Here is a 15093-nt window from a genome sequence, read left to right as displayed (position 1 = left end):
GTGACCACTAGTGATAGCTAGGTTTCCCCGCGGCACAGAGAAGCAATCGGTACCGCTGCTTCCTTCCGGATCTGACGGGGTTCGCGACGCCCTCTTGCGCGGGACCTAGCTATCGCCACTGACCACCACTCCTATTGCGCCGTTGCCGACGTGCACTGATGTTCGCATGTCTCAAGGCGTGCGTCCAGTGGCGGTGAACTCCCCGGCTAGCCGGCAAAAAACGGAGAGGGTGGGATTCGAACCCACGGTACCTTGTGGGTACACACGCTCTCCAGGCGTGCCCATTCGGCCACTCTGGCACCTCTCCGCACGTGGACTCAAGGAGTTTCCCGCATTTCACGACGCGAAGCAACTGTTGATAACCCGTCGCTGCCGAATGTTGGAGACCTGTGCCGGGCCTTCCTGCCTCCGGCGTTCGCCGTCAAGGCACGGCTGGAACGCTCCGGCGAGGGACTGTCCAGCCGCAAATGTTGGACTGGGCCCCGGCGCGGGTTGCCCCGTGCAATTGATTTTATGGAGATGGTCATCTATCGTCCCCCGCCGAGGGCAATCCTGGTGCTAAAGTTCATTCGTCGAAACGCCGACGCGGCGTGGGTCAAGTTCATTTTCGTCGCCATTGTCGTCGTCTTCATCTTCTGGGGCATGGGCGGCATCGTTGGTGGCGAGAAGGCGCAGTTTGTTGCGCGGGTCAACAAGGACGCGATCCCACCGTCGGATTTCTACCGCGCCTATAACAATCTCCTGCGGCTCTACCAGGATATCTACAAGGACAATTTCAAGCCCGAGTTGATGAAGGCCATCGATTTGAAGGGGAAGGCGGTGGATCAGTTGATCCGCGTCAACCTCATGCGCCAAGAGGCCCAACGTCTCGGGTTGAGCGTCGGCGATTCCGAAGTGCGCGACGCCATTGCCGGCATGCCGGCCTTTCAACAGGATCGCCGCTTCAGCAAGGACCTGTATCTGCGCGTCCTGCGGGCCAACCGCATTACGCCGGGCGAATTCGAGGACTCCAAGCAGAACGAGTTGCTGGTGGACAGGCTGCAGAATCTCATCCTCGCCGGCGTGCACGTCAGCGAGGCCGAGGTCCGTGAGCGCTACCGATTCGAGAACGAAACGGTGAACCTGCGCTTCATCAAGCTGGACGCATCGGGCTTTGTGCCGGAGGTGAAGCTCACCGACCAGGACCTGCAGGCGTACTTTGATAAGAACCGAGAGACGTGGCGCGAGCCCGAGCGAGTACGCATCGAGCACGTGTTGTACGAGCCGGAGAAATTCGCCGCTGAGGCGCAGATCTCGGATGCCGATGCCAAAGGCTATTACGACGAGCACGTCGCCGAGTACGAAAAACCAGAGCAGGTACAGGCGCGACACATCCTGCTGCGCTACGCGCCCGACGCCAACGACCAAGAGAAGGCGAACGTCCGCAAGCACGCCGAAGAGGTGCTGACGAAGGTGAAGGCCGGCGGGGATTTTGCCGCGCTTGCCAAGCAGTATTCCGAGGACGCCAGTGCCGCCCAGGGCGGTGACTTGGGATCTTTTTCGCGGGGCAAGATGGTGCCGCCCTTCGAACAAGCCGCCTTCGCGCTGGCCCCGGGGGAAACCAGCGACCTCGTCGAATCGCCGTTCGGCCTGCACATCATCAAGGTCGAAGGGAAAGAGGAGGCTCGTACCCAAACGCTCGACGAGGTGCGGCCGCAAATCGTTGCCAAGCTGAGGCAAGAGAAAGCACGCGAGCTCGCGCGCGCCCGGGCCGAAGCGGCCCGAGCCAAGGTTGCCGGGGGTGAGACGCTGACCAGCGTGGCCCAGGCTGCCGCGCTGAGCCTCGCCACGCCGTCGCCTTTTGCGCAAAATGAGGCGATTGCGGGAATCGGCCGCGACCCGGGTGTCGCCAAGGCCGCCTTTGCCGCCGCTGCCGGCGACGTTGGACCGGTGATCGACACGCCCAAGGGCTTCTTGGTGTTTCGGGTAGCGGAGAAGCTCCCGTCGCGCCTGCCGGAACTCTCCGAGATCCGAGACCGCGTGGAAAGTGCCGCGCGGACTGAGCGCGCCGATGCCTTGGCGAAGAGCACCGCCGAAACGGCGCTGGCGGAGTTGCAGAAAAACCCGGATATCAATGCCGTCGCCAAGGCACATCATGCCACAGTGGACGAAACCGGACCCTTTTCGCGGCAAGTCTCCTCCGTACCTAAGGCCGGCACTTCGCCGGAGCTGAAGAAGGATGCGTTCCGCCTCACACCGGAAAAGCCGGTCGCCCCGTCCGTGTATGCCGTGGCTGGAGGCAGCATCGTCGCGGTACTGAAAGAGCGCATCCCCGCTGATGACGAGAAATTCAACGGCGAGAAGGACAAGCTGATCAAGCAGGCCGAGGAGCGGCGCAAAACCGAGGCGATTGAGCAGTTCTTCAATTACCTGATCGCGCACGCGGCGATCGAGCGCAATGACGATTTCCTCGCTACCGTTGCGGACACCGGCCGCGAGCTCGACGGCGGTGGACGGCGCGGCCGCTAGCGTGGCTTGGTGATCGAAACTCACCGCGCTTGAGTCGAGTGTCATCGGACCGCCCGAAGCATGTCCTGAGCGACGTCGAAGGGCGACCCAACCGGGAGCGGCCTCACGCCCTGACATAGGGCGTATGGCCTATTGCCCAGGGGCTCCTCCAACCATCCGCCATAGGCTATATGCGCCAGGCCACGGCCTCGTCGGTCTGAGGCGTCGCCTCGCGTCAGAACTTGAGCGTCCCTGCTTCGAGTGCGATGATGATTGCACTGTGCGCTACGGTGGTTGGCGAGGAGTTGCGTCATGAGTGAAGACCCACGAGGTTTGGTGCAATCGGTTGGATGGACCGTCATCCATCTTTTCTATCGGATCGATCGCGCCCGCTGGCAGGGCTTTACCGGTGCCGAGCGCGAGGCAGCGATCAGCGAGTTCAGTAGCTGGCTCGATGACCGAACCCGTGAAGACGGCCTGCAGTTGATTTCCTTCGCGGGCGTGACGAAATGCGAGATCGGCTTCATGGCCATCCACCCCGATCTCTGGCGAATTCAGCAACTGAGCCAGGAGATTCCCGCTGGCGCATTCGGTTCGTGCCTGGTGCCGGCGTACTCGTTCCTGTCGCTCACGGAAGCGAGTGAATACATCACGAATGAAATCGACTGGACCAAGCAGCTCACCACCGAGCAGAAGCTCGATCCGGCGGCGCCCGAGTTTGCCACGCGCTTGGCCGCCTTGCGTAAGCGCACCATGATGTACGCCGAGTCGCGCCTGCATCCGCAGCTGCCGGACAATTACCCGATCCTGTGCTTCTACCCGATGGCCAAGTCACGCCAGGAACCGAACAACTGGTATCGCCTGGGTTTCGATGCCCGCAAACGGTACATGATCGGACACGGCGAAGGGGCCCGGCGCTTTGCCGACCGCGTGACACAGCTGATCACCACGTGCACCGGCATTGACGATTGGGAATGGGGGGTGACGCTGTTCTCGCGCGATATCAGGGCAATCCGCGACATCGTCTACGAGCTGCGCTACGATCCGGCCAGTGCCCTGTACGGTCTGTTCGGTTCGTTCTACATTGGCGCTCGCTTCCAGCCGGAGCAGCTAGCCGCGGTATTGAAGCTGTAGCAGGATGCCGGCTCGGAGGCGCGGACGACCATGAAAAACAGCGAACGGGGAACCGGGAATGCAATACCGGTGAACGCCGGGTGCGCTGCGTGCACCTCCTCTCTGGGCGCGCTGGTGTGGGCCCTGATTCTCGTGTTGCTCTGCGCACTCCCGGTCGGTCCCGTCTTGGCCGACACGCTCAATCTGGAGCAGTTCCTTCGGGAGGCGGAGGAGGCGGCACGGGTGACGGTGCCAGTGCGGGGCGACGGCCAGTTCGAGGTGACCTCCCCGGAGGGGACCCGGCGGGATCAGGTGGCGCTGGTGATCCGCCCGGCTGCCGACGCGTTCATCGAGCTGCAGCAGGAAGGAATCAAAACGCTGCTGCTGTACACCAGCGGCCAGGCATTTTACCGCAAGGCGGGCGCAACCCGTGGGGATAACTTCGCGCCGGATGCCAGTTTTGCGGAGAGTGATTTCACGCGTGAGGACTTGGAACCGTTCCGGCTGTCGCACTACACGCAGCCGCGCATCGCCGACGACTCCGCGACCGAGCTTACGGTGATGCTGGTCCCCAAGGTATCGCAGTACAGCTTGGAGGTCATCACCTTCGACCGGCAGAAGAAGGTGCCGCTCAAGACACTGTACTACCGCGACACGCTCAGCAACCTCGTCAAGATGGGCCGCCACAGTGACTATGTCTTGATCGGTCGGAAATGGATGCCGACGACCATTTCCATGGAAACATTCAAGTTGCGTACGCGCGCCGCCTTCAGGTTACGCTGGGGCGAGCGCAGCAATGTTCCGTCCGACCTGTTCGATCCCGCCTCCCTCCCGCGGGCGTCAGCCAGCCTGTGGTCGGTTGCCCCGCCTGCCCCGTAGGGGCGTGCTGCGCCCTAGTCAGATGGCGGGCCACCGGCGGCGCCACGGCCCTTGCGGCCGCCAGCGGGACGGTGACCCTGCAGGGCGCGGCGAATCTCGCCCTGTAACTCGCGCCGGAACAGCATCAGCTTCGCCTGCTGTTCCACCGTCAATATTTTCTGTAGCTCACGAAAGCTCTCCTCCGGCACCATCGCCAGCTTCTGATCGATGTCGTTGCCTTCGGTGATGAGCGTGGTGAGCGTCGGTGCGTCCAGCGGCTGCTTGGCGAGTGCTTCGCGCAACCGCTGTTCCAGAGTTTGCCGTCGCTGCACCAGCTCACGCCGATGGTCGTCGGACTGACGGATCACGTTGCTGACCTTGAGCGCCTCTTGCTCGTTGAGCTTCAGGGCGTCGGCAATCCGCAACACCAGAAACGTGCGGGCGCGATCCCGTCCCGGTCCCTCTGCCGGCGGTTGGGCTGATACACAGAGCGGTACGACCACTAACCCCAGCAACACGATGGTCAATTGAATTCGTTTCATGACTCCTCCGTATGCAAGCGCAGAAGTGCCGGTTAGCCGAGTTCGCCGACCAGCTTGCCAATTCCCTCCAGCTCAGTCTCCGTCAGATCCGTTACCTGTGGTGCTTCCGGCGACGGATTGACGCCGACGAGATCTCCGGCCGAAAGCGCGGCCAGTAACGTGTCGTCGTCGGGTGGAATTTGGGGCATCTGTTCGTAGCGCGGCGCTAACGCCTTCATGAGTTCGTGCACTACCAAAAGCGAGTCGGTGTCGAGTGCGGCGAACTGTGACTCGGCCGCAGTGGGCTGAGGCGTCTGTGGATACTCGGCGAACCGATAAACGAACAGTGCTACCAACAGTGCGGCGGTGGCGGCGAGCGGATAGCGCCAAACACCCAGGCGCAGATCCTCCCACCGCCAGGCCGGCGGCCAGCTCGGTTGTGGTGTGGGCAGACTGCGGAGCGCCTGCCCAACCGCCTGGCGCTGCTGCCGCCAAAATTCTTCGCCGGGGTCAGGAACCACGGAGCTTTGGAGGATAGGAGGCACATCACGGAGCGCCGCCAGCTCCTCCGCACAGGCGGAACATCGTTCCACGTGGCGCTCCAGCCTTTGCCGCTGCCGGTCGGCCAGCATCCCGCCAGCGTAGTCCACCAGCAGCACCGCATAGAAGCGGCAGCGCCAGCGGCTCATCGTTCGTCCTCGCGCAGCCACTGGCGCAGGTGCGTGATGGCGTAGTGGTAATTCACCTTGGCGGCGTTTTCGCTGATGCCCGTGACCCGTGCGATCTCTCTGAACGGCAAGTCGCTGAAGATGCGCAGGGTGACCACCGACCGCTGGCGTAACGGCAGGCGTGCGATCAGGCGCTCCAAGACTGGTTTCCAGTCCGACCCGCCGGCATCGCCGCCGGCTGTGGCGGTGGCGGCGTTCGCCGTGTCGAGGCGCGCCTGGTGAAGAGCCGCCTCACTCATCTCGTCCAGCGATACGTGATGGCGCCCGCGTGCCGCACGATACGCTGCCCGGCACTGGTTCAGCGCGATCTGGTGCAGCCAGGTTTTGAAGCTGGCGCGTCCCGCAAACTGTCCGAGGTGGGTGTAGGCCTGCAGAAAAGTCATTTGCGCGATGTCGGCGGCCTGTGCGTGCTCGTGGACGAGCCGGTAGATGAACGCGTACAGGGCTTTCTGATAGCGTTCGACCAAGGCATCGAAATCCTCCCGCCGCCCAGCGAGAGCCCCGCGAATGAGCGCCCCATCGTCCACAGCAGTGGCCCGTTCCACTTCTTCCCTACGCAGGGGAAACTGACCGAAGCGGTATTGGACCGCGCCTCCTCTGACCCATGAGATGTAGGCGCGGGTGCCGAAGGTTAAATCTAGTCGTGCATGATGATGCTGCGTGCTACCTCGCCCTTTTCCATGGCGTCGAAGGCGGCGTTGATGTCGTCGAGCTTGATGCGGCGAGAGATCAACTCATCGAGCTTGAGCCGCTTCTGCATGTAGAGCGCAATCAAGTTGGGAATGTCCCGGCGCATGTTTGCCGACCCATACAGCGAACCGATCAGCGATTTCTCCTCCAGCGGTAGCATGGCTCCCGGCACTGAAATCTCCTGCCCGAAGAGTGGGACACCGACGATGACCGCGGCGCCTCCACGCTTGAGGGACATGAAGGCCTGGGTAATCGGAGCGGGCGCGCCGATGACCTCGAAGGCGTAATCCACGCCGAGGCCGTCCGTGAGGCTGCGAATGGCGTCGGGGGCATCCACGTCCTTGCCGTTCACCAGGTCGGTGGCCCCGAACTCCTTCGCCCACTTGAGCTTCTGTTCGACGAGATCCACGGCGATGATCTTTGCGGCGCCACACAGTGCGGCGCCCTGGATGACGTTCAAGCCAACTCCGCCGCAACCGAATACCGCCACAGTCTCGCCGGGACGGACCTTCGCCGTATTCATCACGGCACCTACGCCCGTCATCACACCGCAGCCGACCAGGCAAGCCCTATCCAGCGGCGCGTCTTCTCGAATCTTGATGGCCGCGGCAGCGCGGACAACGGTTCGCTCGGCAAACGAAGCGACGCCGATCATCCGGTTGATCTCCATGCCATCCTTGAGGAACACGCCCTCCGTGCCCTGCATCATGGCTTGATAACCCCACTCGCAGAGGTGGGTCCGCCCCGCGATACAGTAGTGGCACTTGCCGCAGCTCTGCACCCAGGACAGGACGACGTGATCGCCCGGCCTCAGGTCCGTTACGCCCTTGCCGACTTCTTCGACGATCCCGGCGCCTTCATGGCCGAGGACCACTGGGGGTGGCAACGGCAAGTTGCCTTTGATCACTGATAGGTCGGAATGGCAGATCCCACTGGCCACAACCTTGACGACGATTTCGTCTTCCCGTGGCGGTTTGAGCTCGACGGTCTCGATTTTCAGCGGTTCGTTGTAGTTGTACATCACTGCGGCTCTGGTCATATTTCCTCCGTGTGCCGGGTGGCAGAGTTCTTCTTCGGGAAGGCTTACGTATGCCGACGGACGAATCCCGTCAAGTGGGTAGCCGCGTGCCAAACGGCTGCAGGGAAGAGGGCAGGGGAGGCGTCTCGACGCCAGGCTGCGGGTGGTCTACAAAACCCGCAATGAAGAAAATATACCGGAACATCACCTAGCCGGGTTGGCGATCGTCGGCCGGACGCCGAGTGCGTCGCCCAACCAGCTGGCGATTCGGTCAGGTACCGATGGCGTCAACGGGATGGGAAGGATGCGAGGCTGCGCTTCGATGACCTCGAGGTGTTGCCGGTCACTGCGTTCCGCCACGACGAGCAACAGCGCCACTATATGAATGCGAAGCCGGCGCAAGTGATCGACCCACAGCCGCACCTCTCGCGCATAGGCCGCTAGCCCATGATTCAGCGCGAAGAGCGCTTGCGCGGCGGCGAGATCGACGGCTGTGCCCCGCTCGAGCACCAACACGACGGCACGGCCGGAAAATCGACGGAACCATGACGTGGCGACCGTCTCGATCTCTTCGCTGGTTCGCACAGCGAGATGAGTGATGGCGAAGGCCCGGCCGCTTGGGGCGAGATGCGTTGTCCACCCGGCGATGATGCGTCGCAGCACGCTGTCGCCGGTCTGTCCGCCGGAGTGGTAGGCCGGACCACCGCTGTAGGGCGAGGCGACAAACGGCGGATTGGCGATGATCAGATCGAAGCGCTCGTTGCCAACGGGCGCATACAGATCACCGAGGCGCACATCGACATGAGCGGCGTCGTTGAGTGAGGCATTGAGCCGGGCAACCGCCGCGGCGCGCGGGTTGAGATCCACGGCGACGATCCGCTCGGCGGCGTGCGCCTGCCGCAAGGCCTGTACGCCGGAGCCGGTGCACAGGTCCAGGACTCGACGGGCGTTGGGTGCCATGATCGCCTCGCGGAGCATCAGGGAGTCGCTGCTCGGCGGATAGACGGGATCACGTCCCGGCAACTGCAAGGCTTTGGGGACGAGCGAACGAAAGCGTCTGTCAGCCAGGAAATACTGGTCGTCGACCGGATCGATGCGTAACTGAGCACAGACCTCCCCGCCACAGCTTCGCAGGAGGCCGGCGCCGACGAGTTCTTTGTAGAGCTTCCGGGACAGCGCCGTCGCAACGCGTCGCTCGGTTTCCTGATCCTCGAGGAAAAACAATCGAATCAAAGTCGCTGCGGCAGTGCGGTCGTCCCTGACGCGCTCCAGCGCCGGGGCGTGATTGAGGAACCCGACGTCGTCGGGTTGGGTGATGCCGAGCGTATGCTTTAGCGCCTCCGGCGTGTACCCGGCTGCGGCCAGACGCGTATGCAATGAGTGCAGCGGGAGAGCAGCACCCTGAGCCCCGCTCCGGGGGCGCGAGGTCGTGGACATCAGGCGCGAGGGTGTATACTCACTGCGCCGCATTGTCCACCGCTGCCGAGCCCTCACCCTGGCCGTCTCTCGGAGGGTGAAAGGGAGGGAGGCAGGAGCTGCCGCGCGGCGGAGAAGACTCGGTCGAACATCTCATGCGTGAGCATGCCTGTTTGCGTATTGCGTTGGCTCGGATGGTAGGAGCCGATCAGGCAGACGTTCGAAAGCTCGTACACCTCGGCGTGAGCGAATTGTGGCCGTGGCGGCGGTACCGGCTGCCCGAGGGCACGGCGCGTGGACAGGTAGGCGTCGAACGCCAAGCGTCCCAGCGCGATGATGACGCGCAGATTGCGGAGCAGTTGCAGCTCACGTGCCAGATACGGCTGACAATTATTCACCTCCTCCCTGGTTGGCTTGTTATCGGGAGGGGCGCACCGCACCGCTGCGTTGATGTACGTATCCGTGAGGCGCAGGCCGTCGTTGCGGTGCGTCGAGGTCGGCTGGCTGGCGAAACCGAATCGATAGAGGGTCTCGAATAACCAGTCGCCGCTGCGGTCGCCGGTGAAAATGCGTCCGGTACGGTTGCCGCCGTGCGCGGCGGGGGCCAGGCCAATCACCATGATCCGGGCTGCCGGATCGCCGAACCCCGGCAACGGCCGCCCCCAGTACTCCCAGTCGCGGAACGCCCGCCGTTTCTCGCGCGCCACGTGCTCGCGGTAGTCTAACAAGCGCGGGCAACGACGGCAGACGATGACCTCGGCGCATACTGCCTGCAGCCCGGCGCCAGATTGGCGCGAAACCGTGCGCGTGGCTTGCCGGGTGTCTTTCGGTGCCATCTGGATCTGGGTGCTGGGAGACGGTGCCCCGCGGTGAACACCGCACACGATGAACCCGCGATGCGAACGCTCCCGTCGCCGGTGTGCGCTGGCGGCGAGGTTTGGAAAGCCCAGAAGGAAGCGCGGCCTAGTGGGTTGTTACGGTGCCGCCCGATCCCGTGCCGAGGAGCTGACTGATTGCCTCGTACGATGGCGTGAGAGCGCTATCGAGAATCTCCGTCAGAAGATGCTCAATGTCGGCGAGGTCATCGACCGTCAGCGCGCCGAGATCCTGATGCATCCCGTGTAGCGCCCAGATCACCGTGCGGAGACGGCTACGAGCCTCGTCGAGCATCCGTAGCGCTTCCTGCGGATCGACCGCAGTGGATTGGTTACTATCGTCGGGCATTTGTTGCTCCTTTTACTACGGAGACCAGCAATCAAAGTCTGCACGGGATACGCGGCGAGTGCAAGCGTTGAAAAAAGGGCCGATTCAGGAGTTAGCAAGTGTATCCCAGTGTACCTCCCAAAAGCCAGGCACGGGTGGCGAAAGCTCAAAGTGGCCGCCGAAGCAGTCGAAGCTCGGCTGATGCGACAGGCGGTCGAGAAGGAAGCGCAGGTGCTCCTCCATGGGCTGACCGGCACGCGGTTGGCCGACGTCGAGCCGCTTGCGGTGGCCGCACTTCTTGCAGCTCACGTCCACAAACATCGAATCCCGACAGCCTACTTCTTCTTGTGCTGCCGCGGCTTTGCTTCGGGGGTCCGCACCGGCGTCGGCGTGGCCGATTCAGCGAAGGCCGAGTGTGCCCTGCGATCTTCCAGGAGCGCTTCCCGTACACGGTCGACGAGCCGGGGCTGGTTCTGAATGCGCCGCTCCAGTTGGCGGAAGTCATCGAGCGAGATGTGGTGCGGCGTGACGGCGTTGTCGACCGTCAGGTCATGATCGTCCTGCATCGCCGTGTAGACCTTGATGTAGACTTGCACGTCGGATTCACTGACCGTTGACGGTTCGCCCTCGTCCACCTCCTCGGCCGCTGGGCGAAAGACCGCGACCATGAGACCCAACGCGCCACATGCAGCCAGCAGGAGCAGAAATCGCATGCGTTTCATGGAAGGTGATTGGCGGCTGGGCGGGTTCAGCCCCGCACCACGCTCGGTGAGGGCCTGTGGGCTGGTGAGCAATTCCGAGTGACCGGTGCCGTCATGGATTGATCCTACTGTCTCCTGCGCTACTGTCAAGTGACGTACCGGAGCCATTGCGGGCGGTAGCGTGCTTGAGTACATTGCCGCAGTCCGAGCCGGACCCGATACGATCGCGAGGGAAGCCCGCTCTGGCACAATGGATGGTGCGATGCGAGCCGCAGCGAAGCCCCCCATCAACAACGGGCAACGGATCAGGAAGATCATCGTCCGATTGAAGAAAGCCCACCCGGACGCGAAGCTGGCGCTGAATTTCTCTTCGCCGTTCGAATTACTCGTCGCCCTGATTCTCGCCGCACAATGCACCGACGAGAAAGTCAACGAAGTGACGGGTTCTCTGCTCTTCAAGAAATACCGAACTCCGGCGGATTACGCTCACGCCCCAGCGGAGGAGCTGGAAGCGGACATTCGGCCGACCGGGTTTTTTCGTAACAAGACCAAGTCCATCCAGCGCTGCTGCCAGCAGCTGATCGAGCGATTTGGCGGCCGGGTGCCGGATACCTTGGAGGACCTCATCTCGTTGCCTGGGGTCGGACGCAAGACCGCCAACATCGTGCTTGGCAACGCCTTTGGGGAGCCGGCGATCGGCGTGGACACGCATGTGATGCGCCTCTCACAGCGGCTCGGATTCACGCGGCACGACGATCCCGACAAGATCGAAGCCGATCTCACGGCCATCGTGCCGAGGCCTGAGCAGATTCATTTTTGTCATCTGCTGCAGTTCCACGGCCGCCGCATCTGCGTCGCACGCAAACCGAAGTGCTACGAATGCGTGATCAGCGACCTCTGCCCCGCTCCCAACAAAACCCCGGCGCCACCGCAACGACCAACACGCCCTGCGTTCGGACGGACTCCAGGCCGCCCGTGACCCCCGTCTGAAGGAGGAATCCTATGGAGTATTTTCGTGTGGAGCGGACGAATGGCGTTGCTGTCTGCTCGATATTCAACCCGCCGATGAACTACCTGGTTGGGGCGATGGCGCTCGAACTGGCTCAGTTGACGGCTGAACTTGCGGGTGACCGCACCGTCCGATGCGTGGTTCTGACCGGCGGCATCAAAGGAAAATTCATCACGCACTTCAGCGTCGAGGAACTGGCGCACTTCGCTTCCGACCCCGAGCAGTATCGGCAAAGCGGCAGCGAGGGCCTGGCCGCTTTTCACGCCCTGTTGAGCGGTGTGCAGCGGCTCCCCAAACCGGTCATCGCGGCCATTAACGGGGACTGCATGGGCGGCGGTTTCGAGTTGGCGCTGGCCTGCGATTTCCGGCTGGCCGCCAGCGGTCCGTACCTCATCGGGCTGCCGGAGAGCCGCTTGGGCATCCTGCCCGGCGGCGGCGGGACGCAGCGGCTCACGCGCCTGATCGGTGCGGCCAAAGCCCTCGAGGTCATGCTGTTCGGCAACGTCTACCAACCCGACGAGGCCGCGCCGCTCGGCTTGGTGCACCGGGTGGTTCCGGAACATGACCTCATGGGCATCGCACTCGACTGGGCGCGACAGCTGGCGAAGCAGCCGCCCAAGGCGTTGGCAATGATCAAGCGTGCCGTGTACGAGGGCGGCGATGCGGATTTTGAACGCGGCCTGGCCATCGAGCGCGAGTGCTTCGTCAAGGTCATGTGCTCGCGCGATGCGCGAGTCGGTATGCAGGCCTACCTCGAACTGGCGCGGCGCGATCCCACGGAAGCGCGTGCCCGCTTTCTGAGCGGGAAAGGTCTGCCGGAGTACACCGGCGAGTAGGGTGGTTGGCGTTCGGAGGGCAAGTCGATGAAACCACGTCCGACAGATTTCTTCAGCTGCGGCACGAAGTGCGCAGCGGTGCTGTGGTCGCCGGACGGCGCGCGCGCCGAGGCGCCGCGTCCTGGCATCGTCATCTGCCACGGCTTCACCGGAATAAAGGAATGGCTGTTACCGCCGTTCGCCGAGGCCTTTTGCGCCGCGGGCTTCGCGGTGCTGACCTTCGACTACCGCGGTTTCGGTGAGAGCGATGGCGCGCGCGGCCGACTCGTGCCGCAAGAGCAGGTTGAAGATATTCGCAACGCCATCACGTTCCTCGGTGTGCAATCCGGGGTGGATCCGCAGCGTATCGGTCTCTGGGGCACCAGCTTCGGCTGCGCCAACGTGATCCAGGCCGCGGGAATCGATCCGCGCCCGCAGTGTGTCGTCGGCCAGGTCGGGTTCGGCAGCTTGCCGCGAGTCATGCGGGAGAAGGCCGATCCGGAGCAGATGGAGCACCTCCGTCAGATGCTGGCTGCCGATGCCGCGCAACGCGTGCAGACCGGTGTGTCAACACTCATCGACCCAGGAATGGTGCTCAACGATGAGCAGTCCGTGGTGGCCTTCGGCGCCGGATTGAAGGCGCTTCCACAGCTCGCCACCCAGCTTCCACTCGAAGCGCTCGATCGCATTATGGAGTACGAGCCCGAGCGGGTCGTCACGCAGATCGCACCGCGGGCACTCCTGCTCATTGGCGCCCGGCATGACACCGCGGCCCCAGTCAGCGAGCTGCGTCACTTGTATGCGGCTGCCGGGCAGCCCAAGCGGCTGGAGATCCTGGATATCGGCCATTACGAGATCTACGACCTGCCGCACCGTACCACCGCCATCAACCTGGCGCTTGAGTGGTTCCGCACCTACCTGCGTCTCGGCCAGAGCCAGTAGGATAGCGCCGGTTCTGGCATATGGCATATGGCATATGGCTTATGGGTTCCTGACCATATGCCATCCGCCATCAGCCATATGCGCGAGGCCGCGGCCTCGCTAGAGCTTCTCCGCGGCATGCAGCGCGAGCACTTCATTGGTCCCGTCTTCGATCAGAGACGCCCGTGCGTCGCGCAGCAGTTTCTCGATGGGGTACTCATGGCTCAACCCGTTGCCGCCAAACACCTGCAGCGCTTCCGTTGCCACTTCGAAGGCCGTCTGTGTCGAGGTCACCTTCGACGCGATGGCGTATTGGACGGCGGGGAAGCTACCCGGGGCCGCACCAAAGAACGGGTTGTTGACGGTATTGTAGAGCACCACGCGCCGGTTGAGGGAGCGGGCGGCCTCGACCTTCCGGAACATTTCAAACAGCTTCATTTTGATGGCCTGGTGCTGGATGATCGGCACGCCCCCTTGCACGCGCTGCTTGGCGTATTCGAGCGCCATCTCGAATGCGGCCCGGGCGCAGCCCACGAAGGTGGACCCCATGTAGCCGTTGGCCGTGCACAGCGTCAGCTCCATCCCCATGGCGTACATCTCCGGGGGAATCACCATGTTCATCATCGGGACGCGGACCGCGTCGAAAAACACCTCTCCCTGCGGCAGCGCCCGCTGCCCGAGTTTCTCCAACGGCCTACCGCGTGACACTCCCTGCGAAGTCAGGTCCACGAGGAACACGCCGCAACCGTTGACCCCGTCGCCATTGTCCACGGCAGTGTACAGCGCCGCAGTCTCCGCGACGGGGCCGTTCGATACCCATGCCGCCTTCTGGCCCGTGATGACGTAGAAGTCCCCATCGCGGCGGGCGACGCAGTTCGGCTTCTGCAGGCCCGGACGCTTGCCGTTGTCGCTCAGGTCGAGCGAGTCACTGCCGTGATCCGGCTCCGTGACGGCCCAGCAGCCCATCTTGTTCACCGGGAACGCCGACACCAGGTCCGGGTTCTGCGAGGTCTGCGCCAACATGGCGGGAAACTCGGCGGCACCGATGCTGATCGCCAGCCCGGCATCACCCCAACCCAGCTCCTCGGTGACAATGCAGTTCAGCCGGGCGAGCTGCGCGGGCGTAAACTCCGATTCCCCGCCCGTCAGCACGCGGAGGCCGAGGTCGTCCCACTTCTTGTGGACATCCCACAAGATCGAATTGCGGGCGATGACCTCCTCCGCCGAACGGCGATCGAGCCCCTGTCCCGCCGGCCGCATGACCTCCTCCGCAAACCGGTGCACCAGGTCGCGGATGTTCCGTTCCTCTTCCGACAGATCGAAGTCGATGTCTTGCAGCGTCATGAACCGTTCCTCCTTCAGGACTCACTCGTCCAATCTCGCGACGCGTTCTACACCAAATGCGGCTGATCATCGAGACGCTGGCAGCGTGCCCCTCTGCGGCAGGGCCGTTCAAACGTGGCGGCGCAGCGGTTTGCGCGCTTGCGAGGAGACCGTTGGGTTGGTCAGGTGGAAGCGATGCCGGGGTACTGAGTGGAGTGCCACGGCCAGCCTCTTTCGACCCGCGGTTTTGATCTTTCCCGCCATCCTGGGCTATGCAGTAACGATTCCGG

General features: G+C 63.3%; 16 protein-coding genes, 1 tRNA gene and 1 other RNA gene. 6 read left to right on the top strand and 12 right to left on the bottom strand.

Translation table 11 applies throughout. From position 1 onward, the window contains the following. Positions 1 to 12: 12 nt before the first annotated feature. Both ffs and VF515_15195 read right to left on the bottom strand, forming a co-directional pair. An RNA gene (gene ffs / locus VF515_15200) (signal recognition particle sRNA small type) lies at positions 13 to 111 on the bottom strand. Between the two features lie 110 nt (positions 112 to 221). Continuing rightward, positions 222 to 307, bottom strand: a tRNA-Ser gene (locus VF515_15195). Between the two features lie 248 nt (positions 308 to 555). Here VF515_15195 and VF515_15190 point away from each other — a divergent pair. From VF515_15190 to VF515_15180, 3 genes are all read left to right on the top strand, one after another. Beyond that, entirely contained in the window at positions 556 to 2508 is a 1953-nt protein-coding gene (locus VF515_15190) for a SurA N-terminal domain-containing protein (GenBank protein ID HEX7408975.1), read from the top strand. Between the two features lie 291 nt (positions 2509 to 2799). After that, complete coding sequence (locus tag VF515_15185; GenBank protein ID HEX7408974.1) at positions 2800 to 3621, top strand: chlorite dismutase family protein; 822 nt, start codon at positions 2800 to 2802, stop codon at positions 3619 to 3621. A gap of 30 nt (positions 3622 to 3651) precedes the next feature. Further along, entirely contained in the window at positions 3652 to 4479 is an 828-nt protein-coding gene (locus VF515_15180) for an outer membrane lipoprotein-sorting protein (protein ID HEX7408973.1), read from the top strand. Positions 4480 to 4493: 14 nt separating this feature from the next. Here the strand turns inward: VF515_15180 and VF515_15175 are convergent, their stop codons facing one another. The 9 genes from VF515_15175 to VF515_15135 form a co-directional block, all read right to left on the bottom strand. Further along, positions 4494 to 5000, bottom strand: coding sequence for a periplasmic heavy metal sensor (locus VF515_15175; protein ID HEX7408972.1), 507 nt, complete (start codon positions 4998 to 5000; stop codon positions 4494 to 4496). A gap of 32 nt (positions 5001 to 5032) precedes the next feature. After that, positions 5033 to 5668 (bottom strand): zf-HC2 domain-containing protein, encoded by a 636-nt coding sequence (locus VF515_15170; protein ID HEX7408971.1) that lies wholly within the window; start codon positions 5666 to 5668, stop codon positions 5033 to 5035. Then, the gene (locus VF515_15165; protein HEX7408970.1) at positions 5665 to 6252 is read right to left on the bottom strand and encodes a sigma-70 family RNA polymerase sigma factor; all 588 of its coding nucleotides are present in this window, start codon (positions 6250 to 6252) and stop codon (positions 5665 to 5667) included. The genes VF515_15170 and VF515_15165 overlap by 4 nt, the downstream gene beginning before the upstream one ends. A 92-nt stretch (positions 6253 to 6344) precedes the next feature. Beyond that, complete coding sequence (locus tag VF515_15160) at positions 6345 to 7436, bottom strand: Zn-dependent alcohol dehydrogenase (protein HEX7408969.1); 1092 nt, start codon at positions 7434 to 7436, stop codon at positions 6345 to 6347. Positions 7437 to 7619: 183 nt separating this feature from the next. Continuing rightward, complete coding sequence (locus tag VF515_15155; GenBank protein ID HEX7408968.1) at positions 7620 to 8792, bottom strand: methyltransferase; 1173 nt, start codon at positions 8790 to 8792, stop codon at positions 7620 to 7622. A 113-nt stretch (positions 8793 to 8905) separates the two neighbouring features. Continuing rightward, positions 8906 to 9667 (bottom strand): uracil-DNA glycosylase, encoded by a 762-nt coding sequence (locus VF515_15150; GenBank protein ID HEX7408967.1) that lies wholly within the window; start codon positions 9665 to 9667, stop codon positions 8906 to 8908. 127 nt (positions 9668 to 9794) lie between these two features. Next, on the bottom strand, positions 9795 to 10055 hold the full coding sequence (locus tag VF515_15145) for a hypothetical protein (GenBank protein HEX7408966.1): 261 nt from the start codon (positions 10053 to 10055) through the stop codon (positions 9795 to 9797). Positions 10056 to 10139: 84 nt separating this feature from the next. After that, positions 10140 to 10343 (bottom strand): hypothetical protein, encoded by a 204-nt coding sequence (locus tag VF515_15140; GenBank protein ID HEX7408965.1) that lies wholly within the window; start codon positions 10341 to 10343, stop codon positions 10140 to 10142. A 26-nt stretch (positions 10344 to 10369) separates the two neighbouring features. Beyond that, a complete protein-coding gene (locus tag VF515_15135) occupies positions 10370 to 10756 on the bottom strand; it encodes a hypothetical protein (GenBank protein HEX7408964.1) in 387 nt (128 codons plus the stop codon). Positions 10757 to 10997: 241 nt separating this feature from the next. Here VF515_15135 and nth point away from each other — a divergent pair, with 241 nt between their 5' ends. Genes nth through VF515_15120 form a run of 3 tightly spaced genes read left to right on the top strand, consistent with a single transcriptional unit; the run spans position 10998 to position 13501 of the window. After that, positions 10998 to 11714, top strand: coding sequence for an endonuclease III (gene nth / locus VF515_15130; GenBank protein ID HEX7408963.1), 717 nt, complete (start codon positions 10998 to 11000; stop codon positions 11712 to 11714). 23 nt (positions 11715 to 11737) lie between these two features. After that, entirely contained in the window at positions 11738 to 12580 is an 843-nt protein-coding gene (locus tag VF515_15125; protein ID HEX7408962.1) for an enoyl-CoA hydratase/isomerase family protein, read from the top strand. A gap of 27 nt (positions 12581 to 12607) precedes the next feature. After that, positions 12608 to 13501 carry an alpha/beta fold hydrolase gene (locus VF515_15120; protein HEX7408961.1) on the top strand — a complete coding sequence of 298 codons (894 nt, stop codon included), beginning with the start codon at positions 12608 to 12610 and terminating at the stop codon, positions 13499 to 13501. A 99-nt stretch (positions 13502 to 13600) separates the two neighbouring features. Here VF515_15120 and VF515_15115 read toward each other — a convergent pair whose 3' ends face one another. After that, positions 13601 to 14824, bottom strand: coding sequence for an acyl-CoA dehydrogenase family protein (locus VF515_15115; protein HEX7408960.1), 1224 nt, complete (start codon positions 14822 to 14824; stop codon positions 13601 to 13603). Positions 14825 to 15093 lie beyond the last annotated feature (269 nt).

This window comes from Candidatus Binatia bacterium (assembly GCA_036382395.1).
In the GTDB taxonomy this organism is placed as follows: Bacteria; Desulfobacterota; Binatia; order HRBIN30; family HRBIN30; genus JAGDMS01.
Note: the sequence above shows the minus strand (reverse complement) of the source record. Positions and strands in the feature narration are given on the sequence as shown.

Excerpts from the sequence above, each read along its gene's own strand:
- VF515_15135 (HEX7408964.1), bottom strand. The coding sequence starts at position 10,756 with ATGAAACGCATGCGATTTCTGCTCCTGCTGGCTGCATGTGGCGCGTTG.
- VF515_15125 (HEX7408962.1), top strand. The coding sequence starts at position 11,738 with ATGGAGTATTTTCGTGTGGAGCGGACGAATGGCGTTGCTGTCTGCTCG.
- VF515_15145 (HEX7408966.1), bottom strand. The coding sequence starts at position 10,055 with ATGCCCGACGATAGTAACCAATCCACTGCGGTCGATCCGCAGGAAGCG.
- VF515_15180 (HEX7408973.1), top strand. The coding sequence starts at position 3,652 with ATGAAAAACAGCGAACGGGGAACCGGGAATGCAATACCGGTGAACGCC.
- nth (HEX7408963.1), top strand. The coding sequence starts at position 10,998 with ATGCGAGCCGCAGCGAAGCCCCCCATCAACAACGGGCAACGGATCAGG.
- VF515_15115 (HEX7408960.1), bottom strand. The coding sequence starts at position 14,824 with ATGACGCTGCAAGACATCGACTTCGATCTGTCGGAAGAGGAACGGAAC.
- VF515_15160 (HEX7408969.1), bottom strand. The coding sequence starts at position 7,436 with ATGACCAGAGCCGCAGTGATGTACAACTACAACGAACCGCTGAAAATC.
- VF515_15175 (HEX7408972.1), bottom strand. The coding sequence starts at position 5,000 with ATGAAACGAATTCAATTGACCATCGTGTTGCTGGGGTTAGTGGTCGTA.
- VF515_15120 (HEX7408961.1), top strand. The coding sequence starts at position 12,608 with ATGAAACCACGTCCGACAGATTTCTTCAGCTGCGGCACGAAGTGCGCA.
- VF515_15170 (HEX7408971.1), bottom strand. The coding sequence starts at position 5,668 with ATGAGCCGCTGGCGCTGCCGCTTCTATGCGGTGCTGCTGGTGGACTAC.
- VF515_15185 (HEX7408974.1), top strand. The coding sequence starts at position 2,800 with ATGAGTGAAGACCCACGAGGTTTGGTGCAATCGGTTGGATGGACCGTC.
- VF515_15150 (HEX7408967.1), bottom strand. The coding sequence starts at position 9,667 with ATGGCACCGAAAGACACCCGGCAAGCCACGCGCACGGTTTCGCGCCAA.